The sequence below is a fragment of the Stenotrophomonas sp. STEN018 genome, assembly GCF_056760235.1.
In genome coordinates this window covers 1-17,139 of the sequence record NZ_JBRREK010000052.1, presented here as the reverse complement: position 1 = coordinate 17,139, position 17,139 = coordinate 1, and the positions used below count along the sequence as shown (strand labels likewise).

At 63.9% G+C, this 17,139-nt stretch carries 12 protein-coding genes and 1 pseudogene; 12 read left to right on the top strand and 1 reads right to left on the bottom strand.

Annotated features, from left to right (window positions below):
* Window positions 1-5 precede the first annotated feature (5 nt).
* The 10 genes and pseudogenes from ACVOMB_RS17085 to lpxC all read left to right on the top strand — a co-directional run bounded on the left by ACVOMB_RS17085 (window position 6) and on the right by lpxC (window position 12,526).
* A complete protein-coding gene (locus ACVOMB_RS17085) occupies window positions 6-1,484 on the top strand; it encodes a UDP-N-acetylmuramoyl-L-alanyl-D-glutamate--2,6-diaminopimelate ligase (protein ID WP_481532276.1) in 1,479 nt (492 codons plus the stop codon).
* A complete protein-coding gene (locus ACVOMB_RS17080) occupies window positions 1,481-2,863 on the top strand; it encodes a UDP-N-acetylmuramoyl-tripeptide--D-alanyl-D-alanine ligase (RefSeq protein ID WP_481532266.1) in 1,383 nt (460 codons plus the stop codon). Before ACVOMB_RS17085 ends, ACVOMB_RS17080 begins: the two co-directional genes overlap by 4 nt.
* Window positions 2,853-3,938 (top strand): phospho-N-acetylmuramoyl-pentapeptide-transferase, encoded by a 1,086-nt coding sequence (gene mraY, locus ACVOMB_RS17075; RefSeq protein WP_057627465.1) that lies wholly within the window; start codon window positions 2,853-2,855, stop codon window positions 3,936-3,938. The genes ACVOMB_RS17080 and mraY overlap by 11 nt, the downstream gene beginning before the upstream one ends.
* A pseudogene (gene ftsW / locus ACVOMB_RS17070) lies at window positions 3,938-5,071 on the top strand (putative lipid II flippase FtsW); the annotation flags it as partial. The gene mraY and the pseudogene ftsW, both read left to right, overlap by 1 nt.
* A gap of 185 nt (window positions 5,072-5,256) precedes the next feature.
* Window positions 5,257-6,354, top strand: coding sequence for an undecaprenyldiphospho-muramoylpentapeptide beta-N-acetylglucosaminyltransferase (murG, locus tag ACVOMB_RS17065; RefSeq protein WP_481532265.1), 1,098 nt, complete (start codon window positions 5,257-5,259; stop codon window positions 6,352-6,354).
* 43 nt (window positions 6,355-6,397) lie between these two features.
* Window positions 6,398-7,834 carry a UDP-N-acetylmuramate--L-alanine ligase gene (gene murC / locus ACVOMB_RS17060; RefSeq protein WP_481532264.1) on the top strand — a complete coding sequence of 479 codons (1,437 nt, stop codon included), beginning with the start codon at window positions 6,398-6,400 and terminating at the stop codon, window positions 7,832-7,834.
* Window positions 7,835-7,925: 91 nt separating this feature from the next.
* Window positions 7,926-8,654 carry a cell division protein FtsQ/DivIB gene (locus tag ACVOMB_RS17055; protein WP_481532263.1) on the top strand — a complete coding sequence of 243 codons (729 nt, stop codon included), beginning with the start codon at window positions 7,926-7,928 and terminating at the stop codon, window positions 8,652-8,654.
* Complete coding sequence (ftsA, locus tag ACVOMB_RS17050) at window positions 8,651-9,886, top strand: cell division protein FtsA (RefSeq protein WP_481512178.1); 1,236 nt, start codon at window positions 8,651-8,653, stop codon at window positions 9,884-9,886. The genes ACVOMB_RS17055 and ftsA overlap by 4 nt, the downstream gene beginning before the upstream one ends.
* Window positions 9,887-10,103: 217 nt before the next feature.
* Window positions 10,104-11,330, top strand: coding sequence for a cell division protein FtsZ (gene ftsZ / locus ACVOMB_RS17045; RefSeq protein ID WP_481512177.1), 1,227 nt, complete (start codon window positions 10,104-10,106; stop codon window positions 11,328-11,330).
* 284 nt (window positions 11,331-11,614) lie between these two features.
* Window positions 11,615-12,526: a UDP-3-O-acyl-N-acetylglucosamine deacetylase gene (gene lpxC, locus ACVOMB_RS17040; protein WP_481512176.1), complete on the top strand. Its 912-nt coding sequence runs from the start codon at window positions 11,615-11,617 to the stop codon at window positions 12,524-12,526.
* A 226-nt stretch (window positions 12,527-12,752) separates the two neighbouring features.
* Here the strand turns inward: lpxC and ACVOMB_RS17035 are convergent, their stop codons facing one another.
* Window positions 12,753-13,187 carry a DciA family protein gene (locus tag ACVOMB_RS17035; protein ID WP_481532262.1) on the bottom strand — a complete coding sequence of 145 codons (435 nt, stop codon included), beginning with the start codon at window positions 13,185-13,187 and terminating at the stop codon, window positions 12,753-12,755.
* 12 nt (window positions 13,188-13,199) lie between these two features.
* Between ACVOMB_RS17035 and ACVOMB_RS17030 the strand changes: the two genes are divergently transcribed.
* On the top strand, window positions 13,200-14,150 hold the full coding sequence (locus ACVOMB_RS17030) for a M23 family metallopeptidase (RefSeq protein WP_481532261.1): 951 nt from the start codon (window positions 13,200-13,202) through the stop codon (window positions 14,148-14,150).
* Window positions 14,151-14,327: 177 nt separating this feature from the next.
* Window positions 14,328-17,039, top strand: a complete 2,712-nt coding sequence (secA, locus tag ACVOMB_RS17025) for a preprotein translocase subunit SecA (protein ID WP_481532260.1) — start codon at window positions 14,328-14,330, stop codon at window positions 17,037-17,039.
* Window positions 17,040-17,139: the final 100 nt, after the last annotated feature.

Genomic DNA, 17,139 nt, shown 5'->3' with positions numbered 1-17,139 from the left:
ACACAATGAAGTTGTCACAGCTGCTGCCGGATCTGGTCCTGTCACAGGACCCGCAGATCGGCGGCCTGGTATTGGATTCAAGGCATATCAGGGCCGGTGATGCGTTCGTCGCAATCGCCGGCTTTGGTGCGCATGGGCTGGGCTTTGTCGAGCAGGCCAAGGCCGCCGGCGCGGCCGCGATCCTGTTTGATCCGCCGGCTCCGGCCGAACTGCCGGCACCGGCCGATGCCATCGCCGTGCCCGGCCTGCGTTCGCGCATGGGCGCGATGGCCGACCAGTTCCACGGCCAGCCGTCGCGGGCAATGACGATGGTTGGTGTCACTGGCACCAACGGCAAAACCTCGACCGTGCAGCTGCTTGGCCAGGCCTGGCATCTGCTGGGTACGCTCAGCGGCTCGATCGGCACCTTGGGTGTTGGCCTGTATGGCGATGTTGTGCCGACCGGCTTCACCACGCCACTGGTGCTGCAGATGCATGAAGTGCTGGCACAGCTGCGCGATGGCGGTGCCAAGGCCGTGGCGATGGAAGTCAGCTCGCACGCCCTGGATCAGGGCCGCGTCGATGCTGTGCACTACGATGTGGCGGTATTCACCAATCTCACCCGTGACCATCTTGATTACCACGGCGACATGGACGCCTACGGCGCTGCCAAGGCCAAGCTGTTCCATCGTCCGGGCCTGAAGGCTGCAGCGATCAATCTGGACGACGCGTTCGGTCGTGAACTGATCACCACCTTGGCAGCGGACGTGCAGGCCATTGGCCTGAGCTCGACCGGCCAGGCTGGTGCCACCATCCGCGCCGAGAATCTGCTGCTGGACGGGCAGGGCTTGGGTTTTGATCTGGTAATCGGCGAAGAGCGCCACGCGCTGCGTTCGCCGCTGCTGGGCCGCTTCAACATCGATAATCTGCTGGCCGTGGCCGGTGCGCTGCATGGTCTGGGCGAAACCAGCGCCAGCATCGCCAAGGTGCTGGGCCAGCTGCAGCCGATCCGTGGCCGCATGAATCGCCTCGGCGGTCAGGGCGAACCGACCGTGGTCATCGATTACGCCCACACCCCCGACGCGCTGGAGCAGGCGCTGCGCAGCCTGCATGGCCATCTGGATGGCCGACTGCTGTGCGTGTTCGGCTGTGGTGGCGAGCGTGACACCGGCAAGCGCCCGCAGATGGCGGCGATTGCCGAAGAATTGGCCGACGTGGTGTTCGTCACTGACGATAATCCGCGCGGCGAGAATGGTGACGTGATCGTCGCCGACATCATGGCCGGCTTCGTGACGCCTGCGCAGGTGGCCGTGGTGCGCGATCGCGCCCGCGCCATCGATGCCGCAGTCGCACAGGCAGGGGCCGGCGACATCGTGTTGATCGCCGGCAAGGGCCATGAGCCCTACCAGGAGATTGCAGGTATCAAACATCCTTTCGATGACACCGATGTGGCATCGCGCGCGCTGCAGGCACGCCGTTCCACTGCTGCGGAGGTGCGCCAATGAAGCGTGCACCTCTGTCGTTGATCGCGCATTGGGCCGGTGGCGAAATCCATGGCGATGACGCCAGCATCGATGCGCTCAGCAATGACACCCGTACGCTGGCAGCAGGCAGTCTGTATGTGGCCCTGCGCGGTGAGCGTTTCGACGGCCACGACTTTGCCGCCAATGCGGTAGAGCAGGGTGCTGGTGCGTTGCTGGTGGAGCGTCTGTTGCCGCTGGAAGTACCGCAGATCGTGGTCGCAAACACCGAGCTGGCACTGGCCAGAATTGCCGCCGCGATGCAGCAGCAGCGCGCCACCCGCGTGTTTGCCATCACCGGCAGCAACGGCAAGACCAGCGTGAAAAACCTGTTGCTGGCTGTCATGCAGCACGCCGCTGCGGTGCTGGGCCAGCATGTCTACGCGACGCCGGGCAACCGCAACAACGAGATCGGCCTGCCGTTGGCAGTGATCGATGCGCCGGAAGATGCCGACTTTGCCATCTACGAGATGGGTACCGGCAAGCCGGGTGATATCGCCTATCTGACCGCTATCGCTGCCCCGGATGTGGCTATCGTCAACAATGTCGCACCAGCACATCTGGAGCGCATGGGCAGCCTGCTGGAGATCGCCAACACCAAGGCGGCCGTCTATGACGATCTGCGCGATGGTGGTGTTGCGGTGATCAACGCCGACGATGCGTTCTCGCCGTACTTTGCATCGCGCGCTGGCGCGCATCAGGTGATCCGCTTCGGTCTGGAAGTCAGTGCCGACGTCACCGCGACCAGCATCGTGCTGGATGAGGCCGGCTCACGCTTCCAGCTGCGCACGCCGCAAGGCGATGCCGCCGTGGTGCTGCAGTTGCCGGGCCGTCACAACGTACTCAACGCACTGGCTGCCGCCTCGATGGCATTGGCGGCAGGGGTTGCCTTGCCGCTGGTGGTCGAAGGGCTGGCGCAGGCGCGCCCGGTTGCTGGTCGCCAAGTGGCGCAGCTGCTGGACAACGGCGCTGTGCTGATCGACGACAGCTACAACGCCAACCCGGGTTCACTGGCTGCGGCAATCACCGCGCTGGCGGCCGGCAAAGGCGAAGGCTGGCTGGTGCTGGGTGACATGCGTGAACTGGGCCCGGACGCGCAGGCACTGCACGCGGAGGCTGGCCAGCGTGCCCGCGAAGCTGGGCTGAAGCGTCTGTACACGCTGGGCCCGCTGAGCGCAGCGGCATCGGCGGCATTCGGCGAAGGCGGGCGTCACTTCGACTCCCACGCCGCGCTGGCTGCCGCGCTGCAAACCGAACTTCATGCTGGCGTGCGTTGCCTGGTCAAGGGCTCGCGCGGCAGCGCCATGGACAAGATCGTGACTGCGCTGTTGAAGCGCGGCGAGGACACTACACATGTTGCTTGAATTGGCCCGTTGGCTACAGCAGTTGGACGGCCTGTTCCGGTTGTTCAACTACATCACCTTCCGCGGCATCCTCGCCGCCCTGACCGCATTGTCGCTGTCATTGTGGTTGGGCCCGATGGCGATCCGTCGCCTGGCCCAGCTCAAGGGTGGCCAGCCGATCCGCAAGGACGGCCCACAATCGCATTTCTCCAAGGCCGGTACGCCGACCATGGGCGGTGGCTTGATCCTGACCACGGTGCTGGTCTCGGTGCTGCTATGGGGCGACCTGCGCAACCGCTATGTGTGGCTGGTGTTGGTGGTGATGCTGTGCTTCGGTGCGATCGGCTGGTACGACGACTGGTTGAAGATCGCCAAGCGCGATCCGAACGGCCTGAAGTCGCGCTGGAAGTACGCGCTGCAGTCGATCTTCGGTCTGGCCGCAGGCATCTTCCTGTACAAGACCGCGGTAGTGCCGGCTGAGCTGACCTTCTACATCCCGATGTTCAAATCGATTGCGCTGCCGCTGGCAGGCATCAGCTTCGTCGCGATTGCCTACTTCTGGATTGTGGGTTTCTCCAACGCGGTCAACCTGACCGATGGTCTGGATGGTCTGGCGATCATGCCGACGGTGCTGGTGGCCTGTGCGCTGGGCGTGTTCGCCTATGCCTCGGGCAACGCGGTGTTCTCCAGCTACCTGCAGATCCCGCAGATTCCCGGTGCCGGTGAGCTGGTCATCATCTGTGCGGCGATTGCCGGCGCGGGCCTGGGCTTCCTCTGGTTCAACACCTATCCGGCCATGGTGTTCATGGGCGACGTCGGTGCACTGGCGCTGGGCGCGGTGCTCGGCACCATCGCGGTGATCGTGCGCCAGGAACTGGTGCTGGTGATCATGGGCGGCGTGTTCGTGATCGAAACCCTGTCGGTGATGATCCAGGTGGCTTCGTTCAAGCTCACCGGCAAGCGCGTGTTCCGCATGGCGCCGATCCACCACCACTTTGAGCTGAAGGGCTGGCCGGAGCCGCGTGTGATCGTGCGCTTCTGGATCATCTCGGTGGTGCTGGTGTTGATCGGCCTGGCAACCCTGAAGGTGCGCTGATGGACGACTACGCGCGTCAGGCAACCCGACTCGAAGCCATCGGTGGCAGCTACGACAAGTGGCTGCTCGGCGCCGCCGTGGCGCTGGCTTCGATCGGGATCGTGATGGTAGCTTCCAGCTCCATCGCGCTGACGCAGAGTCCGTTCTATTACCTGACCCGCCACCTGATCTTCATCGCCATCGGCGTGGTCCTGGCCGCGGTGACGATGCGGGTGGAGCTGAAGGAAATCGAGAAGTACAACCAGCTGCTGTTGCTGGGCTGCTTCGCCCTGCTGATCGTGGTGTTCGTGCCGGGCCTGGGCAGCAGCGTCAACGGCGCGCAGCGCTGGATAAACCTGGGCGTCTCCAAATTCCAGACCGTGGAAGCGGTCAAGGTGCTGTACATCGTCTGGTTGTCCAGCTATCTGGTGCGCTTCCGCGACGAGGTCAACGCCACCTGGCAGGCCATGCTCAAGCCGGTTGGCGTAGTCGGCGTGCTGGTTGTGCTGCTGCTGCTGCAGCCTGACTTTGGTTCGTCGATGCTGTTGTTGGGCATCACCACCTGCATGCTGGTGCTGGGCGGTGCGCAGATCAAGCGCATCATCCTGCCGGTGCTGCTGCTGTTGCCGGGCCTGATCGCGCTGGTGATCTTCGAGCCTTACCGCATGCGCCGCGTCACCTCGTTCATGGACCCGTGGCAGGACCAGTTGGGTTCGGGTTACCAGTTGTCCAACGCGCTGATGGCGATCGGCCGTGGCGAGTGGACTGGCGTGGGCCTGGGGGCATCGATCCAGAAGCTCAACTACCTGCCCGAGTCGCATACCGACTTCATCTTCTCGGTGATTGCCGAGGAGCTGGGTTTCCTTGGCGTGTGCGGCATCATCAGCCTGTACGCGCTGCTGGTCGGCCGCGCGTTCTGGCTGGGCCTGCGCTGCATTGAAATGCGTCGCCACTTTGCCGGCTACATCGCCTTCGGCATTGCGCTGTGGATCAGCCTGCAGACCTTCGTCTCGATTGGCGTCAACCTGGGCATGCTGCCGACCAAGGGCCTGACCCTGCCGCTGATTTCTTCCGGCGGTTCCAGCGTGATGATGACCTGCGTGGCAATGGGCCTGCTGCTGCGCGTGTCCTACGAATACAACCGTGCGGTGCGTCGCCAGGAAGTCCGCGAGGACCTCGACGGCGCCGAACTGGACGTGGCCGATGTGCACGACGCCGCACCGGCTGAGCCGCGCATGGACACCGCAACCGCGGTTGCCGCCGCAGCGCAGAGCAGCGCTGCGCGTGGCACCAGCCGCATGCAGCAGCGGGTCGAGCCAACCTTCGGGAGGATTGCGTAATGGCATCCCCGAATACCAATCAAGACCAGCGTCCGGTGATGATCATGGCCGGCGGTACCGGCGGGCATATCTTCCCGGGTCTGGCGGTGGCCAAGGTGTTGCGCGAGCGCGGTATTCCGGTCACCTGGCTGGGCGCTGACGGTGCGATGGAAACCCGCCTGGTGCCGCAGCACGACATCCATGTCGACACGCTGGCCATCTCCGGCCTGCGCGGCAAGGGCAAGTTGGCCTTGCTGGGTGCACCGATCCGGGTGATGCGCGCGATTCGCAGTGCAGGTTATGTACTACGTGATCGCAAGCCGCGTGCGGTGGTGGCCTTCGGTGGCTTCGCTTCCGGTCCGGGTGGCATCGCTGCGCGCCTGCATGGCCTGCCGCTGCTGGTGCACGAACAGAACCGTGCGCCAGGCATGACCAACCGTATCCTGTCGCGCTTTGCGCGCCGTGTGCTGTCCGGCTTCCCGGGTAGCTTTGCCGATGGCAAGGAAGAAGTGGTTGGCAATCCGGTGCGTGCCGAGATCGCCGCATTGCCGGCACCTGAACAGCGCTTGGCCGGTCGTAGTGGGCCGATGCGGGTGTTGGTACTTGGCGGCAGCCAGGGCGCACGTGCCCTGAACAACGCCATGCCCAAAGCCTTGGCCGCGTTGGGCAGCAGCGTCGCCATCGAAGTCTGGCACCAGTGTGGCGAGAAGCTGCACGAAGAAGCACTGCAGGCCTACCGCACTGCAGGCGTGGAAGGCCGCGTCGACATGTTCATCAAGGACATGGCGGCTGCCTACAGCTGGGCTGATCTGGTGGTGTGCCGTTCCGGTGCGTCGACATTGGCCGAGTTGTGCGCTGTCGGTATCGGCAGCGTGCTGGTGCCGTTCGCCGCCGCAGTCGATGACCACCAGACCCGCAATGCCGAATATCTGGTCGAACGCGGTGCCGCCGAGCTGCTCAAGCAGGACGACGCGCTGGCGATCAACCTGGAAGGCGTGCTGCGCACGCTGGCAAACAATCCCGGCCACCGCATGCAGATGGCGCAAGCCGCGCGTGCGTTGGCCAAGGTCGATGCGGCCGAACGCATCGCAGACATCATTCTTGAGGAAGCAGCATGAACACGGCATCGCGCACCCGCGCCCGCCACACCGGAGGCCGGGCATGATCCGCCGCCTCAACGACACCACCGACCTGGTCCGCGCCTTCCCGCGCGTGCATTTCGTCGGCATCGGCGGCACCGGCATGAGCGGTATTGCCGAAGTGATGCTGACCCTGGGTTATGAAGTTTCCGGTTCCGACAACGCTGACAATGCAGCTACCCGCCGTCTGGCCCGGCTGGGCGCGCGCGTGATGCGCGGTCACTCCGCTGCCAACGTGCTGGGCACGGATTGCATCGTGGTTTCCAGCGCCATCCGCGAAGACAACCCCGAGCTGATGGAAGCGCGCAGCCAGCGTATTCCGATCATGCCGCGCGCGGCGATGCTGGCCGAGCTGATGCGCTTCCGTCGCGGCATCGCCGTCGCCGGTACCCACGGCAAGACCACTACCACCTCGCTGACCGCTGCCATCCTGAGCGAAGGCAAGCTGGACCCGACCTTCGTGATCGGCGGCCAGTTGCTGGCTGCTGGTGCCAACGCCAAGCTGGGTGGCGGGCAGTGGTTGGTTGCCGAGGCCGATGAAAGCGATGGCAGTTTTCTGCGTCTGAATCCGTTGGTGGCGGTGATCACCAATATCGACGCCGACCATCTGGAGAACTACGGCAACGACTTTGCCCGTGTGCAGGCCGCATTCGCCGAGTTCCTGCAGCGGCTGCCGTTCTATGGTCTGGCGGTGCTGTGTATCGATGACCCGGAAGTGGCCGCGCTGGCTGCCAAGACGCCGCGTCACGTGATGAGCTACGGCCTGAGCAGCAATGCCGACGTGCGTGCCGAAGACGTAGTGCAGGATGGCCCGCGCATGCGCTTCACCCTGCGCCTGCCGGAAGGCACCAGCGTGCCGGTGGTGCTGGCACTGCCGGGCAAGCACAACGTGCTCAATGCACTGGCCGCCGCTGCGGTGGCCTGGCAGTTGGGCGTTGCACCGGGAGACATCGCTGCAGCGCTGGAGAAGTTCGAAGGCGTTGGCCGTCGCTTCAACGACCTGGGCGAAGTCACCACTCACAAGGGCGCCAAGGTGCGGGTGATCGACGACTACGGTCACCACCCGCGCGAGCTGGAAGCGGTGTTCGCCGCTGCCCGTGGCGGTTGGCCGGACAAGCGCCTGGTGGTGGCTTTCCAGCCGCACCGTTACAGCCGTACCCGCGATCAGTTCGATGCGTTCGCAGCCGTGCTGTCGGAAGTGGACGCGCTGGTGTTGAGCGAGGTTTACCCGGCTGGCGAAGCGCCGATTCCCGGTGCCGATTCCAAGTCGCTGGCGCGCGCCATCCGTGCGCGCGGCCGCAGCGAGCCGGTGGTGGTGAGTCATTCCGCCGATCTGGCCTCGGTGCTGCCTGACGTACTGCAGGACGGCGATCTGCTGCTGATGATGGGAGCCGGCGACATTGGTGCCGTTGTCCAGCAGGTGATCACCGAAGGCTTCAAGGAGGCCAAGGGCGAATGATGCCTATCGCGCTGCCGCTGCGCCGTACCCACGCAACCGCTTCGCGGGCTGCGACGGTGGCCTGCGGCCGCGCTGCAGGGGAGGGCGCACGATGAATGCCATCCTGCGCATGCTCGCCTGGTTGCTGGCCATCGCCCTGGTGGTGTTGCCGGTGGTGGCCGTGGTCAACGGTTGGGTCGGCGCCGAGCGCTGGCCGCTGGCCAAACTGCGCGTGCATGGCGAGTTCAAGCGCGTGCCGGCTGAAGAACTGCAGAAAACCTTGCTGCCGTATGCACGCTCGGGTTTCTTCGCGGTGAAGTTGCAGGACGCGCAGGCCGCAGTGGAAAGGCTGCCGTGGGTGGAAAGCGCGCAGGTGCGCAAGCAGTGGCCGGATGTGCTGGAAGTGAGCATCGTCGAGCACCGTCCGTTTGCACGCTGGGGCAAGGATCGCCTGCTGTCCGAGCAGGGCCGCTTGTTTGCGGTGCCGCACGGTCTGGAGAACGCACCGCTGCCCGAACTTGATGGCCCTGATGGCATGACCACCGAAGTGGTCGAGCTGTACAACGATTCACGCGCACTGTTCGCACCGGCAGGTGTGGACGTACGCAAAGTCGCAATGGACGCGCGCGGCAGCTGGTCGCTGGCGCTGGATAACGGCACCGAAGTGATCATTGGTCGAAATGATGCACGCTCACGCCTGGGCCGCTTCGTGCGCGTGTTGCCGCAGCTGACCCGCACCCAGGTGCCGATCGTGCGCGCCGACCTTCGCTATACCAATGGATTCACGCTGAGCTGGGGAACCCCACCGCCGGCAACAAAGCAGACGCAGGAAAGGACATGAATCGCAAGGGAGATAAATCACTGATCGTTGGCCTGGATATCGGCACCTCCAAGGTGGTGGCGCTGGTCGGCGAGTATTCGCCTGGCAGCCCGATCGAGGTCATTGGTATCGGCTCGCATGAATCGCGCGGTCTCAAGCGCGGCGTGGTGGTGGATATCGAATCCACCGTGCAGTCGATCCAGCGCGCCATCGAAGAAGCCGAGCTGATGGCCGGCTGCGAGATCCGTTCGGTGTACGCCTCGATCTCCGGCAACCACGTGCAATGCCGCAACTCGCAGGGCATCACCCCGATCCGCGAAGGCGAAGTGAGCTGGGGCGATCTGGATCGCGTGCTGGACGCGGCCAAGGCCGTGGCCATCCCCGCTGACCAGAAGATCCTGCATGCGATCCCGCGCGAGTACGTGCTCGACGATTCGCAGGAAGGCATTCGTAACCCCGTCGGCATGACCGGCGTACGTCTGGAAGTGCACGCCCACCTGGTGGTGTGCGCACAGTCTGCCGCTGCCAACGTCAGCAAGTGCGTGCAGCGCTGCGGTCTGCAGGTCGATGACCTGGTGCTGTCCTCGCTGGCATCCAGCGTGGCCGTGCTGACTGCCGATGAGCGCGAGCTCGGCGTGGTGATGGTCGACATCGGCGCCGGGACCACCGATATCGCGGTGTTCATCCAGGGCGCGATCTGCCATACCGCTTCGCTGCCGATTGCCGGTGACCACGTCACCAACGACATCGCCCACATGCTGCGCACGCCCACGCCGGAAGCGGAGCAGATCAAGGTGCGTTATGCCTGTGCGCTGGCACAACTGGCAACGGCCGAAGAAAGCATCCAGGTGCCGTCGGTCGGTGATCGTCCGCCGCGTCGCATGCCGCGTCATTCGCTGGCGCAGGCAGTGCAGGGCCGTTACGAAGAAATTTTCGAGATGGTGCAGGCCGAACTGCGCCGCTCGGGCTTCGAGGAAATGGTGCGCGCGGGCCTGGTGCTCAGCGGCGGTGCCTCGAAGATGGAAGGCGTGGTCGAGCTGGCCGAGGAAATGCTGCAGATGCCGGTACGCGTGGGCATCCCGCAGCACGTCACCGGGCTGGGCGAAGTGGTCGGCAATCCGGTGCATGCCACCGGCGTCGGCTTGCTGCTGATGGGCAGCCAGATCGAACACCCACGGCGTCCGTCGCTGCCCACCGGGCGCGCCGGCAGCATGTTCAACAAATTGAAGAATTGGTTCCGCGGCGAGTTCTGAGCGCGGCACCGGTGGTAGGGCAGTGAGGCAGTCAGCAGGACAAGCAGTAAGGCAAGACGAAGTGCAGTAACGCAGTCATTGAAGCAAGCAACAACCACCGTGCAGGGGCAACCCGAAGCGGTACACCTAAAACAACTCGCCGGTGCGGGCGGGCGCAGAAGGAGAAGGATTCTTCCCGGATGCTCGACCCAATCACGGCAATAGAGAGGACATGGACATGGCGCATTTCGAACTGATTGAAAAGATGGCACCGAACGCGGTGATCAAGGTCGTTGGCGTGGGCGGCGGCGGTGGTAACGCCGTGGCGCACATGGTCAACAGCAGCGTGGATGGCGTGGAATTCATCACTGCCAACACCGACTCGCAGGCCATCAAGAATTGTGGTGCCAAGCTGCAGCTGCAGCTGGGCACCAACGTAACCAAGGGTCTGGGCGCAGGCGCAAACCCGGAAGTCGGTCGCCAGGCCGCATTGGAAGACCGTGAGCGCATCATGGACGCCCTGCAGGGTGCGGACATGGTGTTCATCACCGCCGGCATGGGCGGCGGTACCGGCACCGGTGCTGCACCGGTGGTGGCGCAGCTGGCCAAGGAAATGGGCATCCTGACCGTGGCCGTGGTCACCAAGCCGTTCCCGTTCGAAGGCCGTCGCCGCATGCAGGTGGCGCTGAAGGGCATCGAGGAGCTGAGCCAGCACGTCGATTCGCTGATCACCATCCCGAACGAAAAGCTGATCACCGTGCTCGGCCGCAACGCCACCATGGTGCAGGCCTTCCGTGCTGCCAATGACGTGCTGCAGGGCGCCGTGCAGGGCATCGCCGATCTGATCGTGCGTCCGGGCCTGATCAACGTCGACTTCGCCGACGTGCGCACCGTGATGTCGGAAATGGGCCTGGCCATGATGGGCACCGGCACCGCACGTGGTGATGACCGCGCCCAGGCTGCTGCCGAAGCCGCGATCCAGAACCCGCTGCTGGACGACGTGAACCTGGCCGGCGCCAATGGCGTGCTGGTCAACATCAGCGCCGGCACCGACATCACCATGAGCGAGTTCGACGAAATCGGTCGCACCGTGCACGCCTTCGCTTCGGAAGACGCCACCGTGGTGATCGGCACCGTGATCGATCCGGACCTGGGTGACGAGATCAAGGTGACCGTGGTCGCCACCGGCCTGAACCGTGCGGTTGCCAAGAACGCGCAGCGTCCGGGCGAGCGCGGCCCGATCAAGCTGGTGCGCAACGCCACCACCGGCCAGGCCGAGTTTGAAGAGTACGAAAGCCCGGCCGATGCCGTGGCCAAGGCCGTGGGTCACACCATGGGCATGGGCCTGCGTCGTCCGAGCTCGGACACCGTGTCTGCTTCCACCTCGTCGGCGTCGCCGGCTGCTGCAGAGCTGCCGAACGACTACCTGGACATCCCGGCGTTCCTGCGCCGCCAGGCTGACTGATGCGGTAGCGGGGGCCATCCAGACCCGATCATCGCGTGCGCCGGCAACGGCGCCGTGGGTCGGACTGGCTGGTTGCTGGATGCAGAGCTGATACGTCGGGGCTGTCCACCCCGGCGGGAATACCATGTCCTTTATCGCCGGGCCAAGGCCGGCCCGGCGATACTTTCGGTACTGGACGGAAGCTGACGGCCGAATCTGGCGCTGCAAAGGGCGCGTGTTAACGCGTGTTATTCTTGTTTGTCCCCCTGGCTGCGCTTGCGCGGCCCCTCCGGCCTTACATACACATGATCCAGCAACGCACTCTCAAGAACACGATCCGCGCCACCGGCGTCGGCCTGCACAGCGGTGACAAGGTCTATATGACCCTGCGCCCGGCACCGGTTGACCATGGCATCGTGTTCCGACGGGTGGATCTGGATCCGGTGGTGGAAGTCCCGGCGCGTGCCGATCTGGTCACCGAAGTCACCCTGTGCACCGGGCTGACCTGTGAAGGCGCCAAGATCCAGACCGTTGAACACCTGATGTCGGCCTTGGCCGGCCTCGGCGTGGACAACGTCATCGTCGAACTGTCCTCGGCCGAGCTGCCGATCATGGACGGCTCCTCCGGTCCGTTCGTGTTCCTGCTGCAGTCGGCAGGCATCGTCGAGCAGGGCGCGGCCAAGCGGTTCCTGCGCATCCTCAAGACGGTGGAAGTGCGCGACGGCGACAAGATCGCTCGCTTCGAGCCGTATGAAGGCTACAAGCTGGGTTTCACCATCCAGTTCGATCACCCGATGATCCCGGCCAAGCAGTCACGGGTGGAAATCGAGTTCTCCTCGGCCGCCTATATCAAGGAAATCTCGCGCGCCCGCACCTTCGGCTTCATGCGTGACCTTGAGTACATGCGTGAGCGCAACCTGGGCCTTGGCGGCTCGATGGACAATGCCATCGTGCTCGATGAGTTCCGCGTGTTGAACGACGACGGCCTGCGTTACACCGACGAATTCGTCCGCCACAAGATCCTGGACGCCATCGGCGACCTGTATCTGGCCGGTGGGCAGGTGCTGGGCGCCTACGAGGGCTTCAAGTCCGGCCATGCGCTCAACAACAAGCTGGTGCGCGCCCTTCTGGCCGACCAGAGCGCCTGGGAATGGGCCAGCTACGACTCGCCGGTAGCCGCCGAGCCGGTGCTGTACGGCATCCCGGCCTACGCCTAAGTTAAATAGCGGTGAGGTCGTAAGAGACACGGCCTTCACAGACTACGACCAGTCCTAATTGTCGTCATTGTGTGAACCCGATCCGGGTTCCAGTCTGAATTTAACTATTAATTAACAAAAGACTAACTCCTTCGCTGCATTCCGCGGCTAGGATTCCTGCTGGCTCCAATCCGGTCCGTAGGACGGTCGGATGGAGACCGGGGCCGATCAGGCGCCCGGTGGCCATTCAGGATTTTGTTGATTTCACATCCTGCAGGGCATCCAACGCGTCGCGCAGTCCTTTGTGCGTGGTTTCGCTTACTGCTGTGCTGCGTTGATCGTTACGCACTGGGGAGTGCGCAGACGCGGTCGCAGTTTTGACGGTCACCCGGGTGGCCTTCAGCCCGATGGATCGGGCCGCGTCGAGCAGCTGTTCTTCGGCAAGCCTTACTTTGGCGTGCCAGACCGGCGATTCGACGAGAAAAACGAGGTGTTCGCCGTCCACATTGGCCAACCGGCAACGGTTAGCCAGCGCCGGCGGCAAATGGGGGCGCAATTGCCGGTCCATCGCATCGAGCCACAGGGCTCGGCGCAGCGGATTACCTGCTTTGTCCGCCATCGCCGCTTCCAGCGCCTGTTTGGGCGCGGAACGGGAACGAACACTGGATTTCGGCTCTGACATAAGAATTTTTCAATGACATTTAAAAAGATCGTAATCAAAACGCGTGAACAGAAGGCTAAGACGCCCTTGTCACGTGTTCAGATGTTCTTCGAGGATCGTCCTCAAGCCCTGTTGGGTAGCGTACTTGGCCTTGGTTGCCTGATGGGCGTGGCCCTGAGCTTCGCCATCGGCATGGCCGGCGACGCGGCGCTGCAATCCAAGGTTGACCATCAGCAGCAGGAGCTGGCCAAGGTCCGCGCCGACGCGCAGACCCAGGTCAACGCACTGGCCGCCCGCCTCGGCGAGCTGCAGGCACAGGCCACCCGGCTCAACGCCCTGGGTGAGCGCCTGACCCAGATGGGCAAGTTGGAAGACGGCGAGTTCGACTTCCAGGAAACCCCGGGTATGGGTGAAGGCGAGCCCGGCCCGACCCAGGACATCCCAGTCAGCGCGGTAAACACCGACTTACAGGTGCTGGAGCAGCGTTTCGCTGCTTCAGGCAAGCAGTTGTCGGTGATGGAATCGCTGCTGTTCGACCACCAGCTCGAACAAAACGCCGTGCCTTCGCGCATGCCGATCCGCAACACCTACGTCACTTCCAGCTTCGGTGGCCGTGCTGACCCGTTCGGACGCGGTGTTGGCAACCACAAGGGCATGGACTTCCACGCCCGTGTCGGCGACCCGGTGCTGGCCGTGGCTGACGGCGTGGTCAGCTTCTCCGGGGTGAAGGGCGGTTACGGCAACGTGGTCGAAATCGACCATGGCAACGGCTACAAGACCCTGTACGCGCACAATTCGCGCCTGACCGTGCGTGAAGGCGGGCTGGTGCGGGCCGGGCAGGAAGTGGCCAAGGCCGGCTCCACTGGCCGTTCCACCGGTGCCCACGTGCATTTCGAGGTCTGGCAGAACGGCGTGGTGATGAATCCGCGCAAATTCCTTGGCGAGGGCGGCAATACGCCGGTCGGCCGGGTCAGCCGTGGCTGATGGGCGGCAGGTCAGCTCCGGCTGACTTGTTTGGGGGTGCTTGAAACCCAAGCATCCGCCCCAAGCTACAATAGGCGTTGCCATCGACAGGGCGCATTGCGCCCTGTTTCGTTTGTGACCGGTGAACCCAGGGGGTGAGCCAGGTCGCACGGCATTTCATTCAAACCGGTTCCTTCAATGATCAACAGCCTGCTTACCCGCGTTTTTGGCAGCCGTAACGAGCGCCAGCTTCGCCAGCTCAACCGTATCGTCGCCAAGATCAATGCCTTGGAACCGGAGATGCAGAAGCTCTCCGATGACCAGCTGAAGGCCAAGACCCCCGAGTTCCGTGAGCGCATCGCCGCTGGCGAAGCCTTGGACAAGGTGTTGCCGGAAGCCTTTGCGGTCTGCCGCGAAGCCTCCCTGCGCGTGCTGGGCATGCGCCACTACGACGTGCAGCTGATCGGCGGCATGGTGCTGCATCTGGGCAAGATCGCCGAAATGCGTACCGGTGAAGGCAAGACCCTGGTGGCAACGCTGCCGGTCTACCTCAACGCGCTGGAAGGCAAGGGCGTGCACGTGGTCACGGTCAATGACTACCTGGCCCGCCGCGACTCGGCGCAGATGGGCAAGCTGTACAACTGGCTGGGCATGAGTGTCGGCGTGGTCTACCCGGGCATGCCGCACAGCGACAAGCGCGAGGCCTACGGCAGCGACATCACCTACGGCACCAACAACGAATTCGGCTTCGACTACCTGCGTGACAACATGGCGCTGACCCGCGCCGACCGTTACCAGCGCGGCCTGCATTACGCCATCGTCGACGAAGTCGACTCCATCCTGATCGATGAGGCGCGTACCCCGCTGATCATCTCCGGTCCGGCCGACGATTCCCCCGAGCTGTACATCCGCGTCAACCGCGTGGTGCCGGGCCTGATCAAGCAGGAAACCGAAGAAGGCGAGGGCGACTACTGGGTCGACGAGAAGGGCAAGCAGGTGTTCCTGTCCGAAGCCGGCATGGAGCACGCCGAAGAGTTGTTGCGCGAAGCCGGCATCATCGGCGCCGACAACGACAACGGCCTGTACGCCGCGCAGAACCTGACCGTCGTCCACCACCTCAACGCCGCCCTGCGCGCGCACGCCATCTACCAGCGTGACGTGGACTACATCGTGCGCGACGGCGAAGTGGTCATCGTCGATGAATTCACCGGCCGTACCCTGGCCGGTCGTCGCTGGTCCGACGGCCTGCACCAGGCGGTGGAAGCGAAGGAAGGCGTGCCGGTACAGCGTGAGAACCAGACGCTGGCCAGCATCACCTTCCAGAACCTGTTCCGCATGTACAAGAAGCTGTCCGGCATGACCGGTACGGCCGATACCGAAGCGTTCGAATTCCAGAGCATCTACGGCCTGGAAGTGCTGGTCATTCCGACCAACAAGCCGACCGTGCGCAAGGACTACCCGGATCAGGTGTTCCTCAACCGCAAGGGCAAGTTCAACGCGGTGCTGGCGGACATTGAAGAATGCGCCAAGCGCGGCCAGCCGGTGCTGGTGGGTACCACCTCGATCGAAACCTCGGAAATGCTGTCCGAGCACCTGCGCAAGGCCGGCGTGAAGCACGAAGTGCTCAACGCCAAGCAGCATGATCGCGAAGCGACCATCGTTGCCAACGCCGGTCGTCCGGGCTCGGTCACCATCGCCACCAACATGGCCGGCCGCGGTACCGACATCGTGCTCGGCGGCTCGCTGGAAACCGAACTGCACGAGCTGGGTGAAGGCATCAGCGACGAGCAGAAGGCCGCAGTGAAGGCTGCATGGCAGGAGCGTCACGAAGCGGTCAAGGCTGCTGGCGGCCTGCACATCGTCGGCACCGAGCGCCACGAATCGCGTCGTATCGACAACCAGCTGCGCGGCCGTTCCGGCCGTCAGGGTGACCCGGGTTCGTCCCGCTTCTACCTGTCGCTGGAAGACAACCTGATGCGCATCTTCGCCTCTGACTGGGTGCAGAAGGCGATGCGCATGATGGGCATGAAGGAAGACGACGTCATCGAAGACCGCATGGTCAGCCGTCAGATCGAGAAGGCGCAGCGCAAGGTTGAGGCGCACAACTTCGACATCCGTAAGAACCTGCTCGACTTCGACGACGTCAACAACGATCAGCGCAAGGTGATCTACGGCCAGCGTGATGAGCTGCTGGACGCCGAGTCGGTCAAGGAAAACATCGACGGCATCCGTGGTGACGTGATCTATGACCTGGTGACCCGCTTCGTGCCGCCGAACTCGGTGGACGAGCAGTGGGACCTGCAGGGCCTGCAGGCCACGCTGGAAGGCGAGTTTGGCGTGGAGATGGACGTGGTCGGCCTGGTCAAGGCGCACGAAGAACTCGACGCCGAGGCAATCGCGCAGAAGGTCATCGACCGCGTGGACGAGCACTTCGCACAGAAGGAAGCGGCGGTTGGCGCCGAGACCATGCGCGCACTGGAAAAGCACGTGATGCTGACCGTGCTCGACCAGAGCTGGAAGGAGCATCTGGCACGCATGGATTACCTGCGCCAGGGCATCTACCTGCGTGGTTACGCGCAGAAGCAGCCCAAGCAGGAGTACAAGAAGGAAGCCTTCGAGCTGTTCTCGCAAATGCTGGAGGACGTCAAGCGTGAAGTGATCACCATGCTCTCGCGCGTGCGTGTGCGCAGCGAGGAAGAAGTGCTGGCGATGGAGCAGCTGGAGCGTCAGCAGGCCGAAGCACGCCTGCAGATGTCGCAGTTCCAGCACCAGGACAACGGTGGCTACAGCGCCGACGAGGAAGCCGCGGAAGTGATCGATGAGGCCAATGCGCCCAAGGTCGGCCGCAACGATCCTTGTCCCTGCGGAAGTGGCAAGAAGTACAAGCACTGCCACGGCCAACTGAACTGACAAAGAGCCCCGCCAAGTGCGGGGCTTTTTTTGAGCGCTGCCCCTGTAGTGCCGAGCCATGCTCGGCAGGGGCTTCACCGGTAATGCCTCAGCCGAGCAT

Excerpts from the sequence above, each read along its gene's own strand:
- ACVOMB_RS17085 (WP_481532276.1), top strand. The coding sequence starts at position 6 with ATGAAGTTGTCACAGCTGCTGCCGGATCTGGTCCTGTCACAGGACCCG.
- ACVOMB_RS17080 (WP_481532266.1), top strand. The coding sequence starts at position 1,481 with ATGAAGCGTGCACCTCTGTCGTTGATCGCGCATTGGGCCGGTGGCGAA.
- mraY (WP_057627465.1), top strand. The coding sequence starts at position 2,853 with ATGTTGCTTGAATTGGCCCGTTGGCTACAGCAGTTGGACGGCCTGTTC.
- murG (WP_481532265.1), top strand. The coding sequence starts at position 5,257 with ATGGCATCCCCGAATACCAATCAAGACCAGCGTCCGGTGATGATCATG.
- murC (WP_481532264.1), top strand. The coding sequence starts at position 6,398 with ATGATCCGCCGCCTCAACGACACCACCGACCTGGTCCGCGCCTTCCCG.
- ACVOMB_RS17055 (WP_481532263.1), top strand. The coding sequence starts at position 7,926 with ATGAATGCCATCCTGCGCATGCTCGCCTGGTTGCTGGCCATCGCCCTG.
- ftsA (WP_481512178.1), top strand. The coding sequence starts at position 8,651 with ATGAATCGCAAGGGAGATAAATCACTGATCGTTGGCCTGGATATCGGC.
- ftsZ (WP_481512177.1), top strand. The coding sequence starts at position 10,104 with ATGGCGCATTTCGAACTGATTGAAAAGATGGCACCGAACGCGGTGATC.
- lpxC (WP_481512176.1), top strand. The coding sequence starts at position 11,615 with ATGATCCAGCAACGCACTCTCAAGAACACGATCCGCGCCACCGGCGTC.
- ACVOMB_RS17035 (WP_481532262.1), bottom strand. The coding sequence starts at position 13,187 with ATGTCAGAGCCGAAATCCAGTGTTCGTTCCCGTTCCGCGCCCAAACAG.
- ACVOMB_RS17030 (WP_481532261.1), top strand. The coding sequence starts at position 13,200 with ATGACATTTAAAAAGATCGTAATCAAAACGCGTGAACAGAAGGCTAAG.
- secA (WP_481532260.1), top strand. The coding sequence starts at position 14,328 with ATGATCAACAGCCTGCTTACCCGCGTTTTTGGCAGCCGTAACGAGCGC.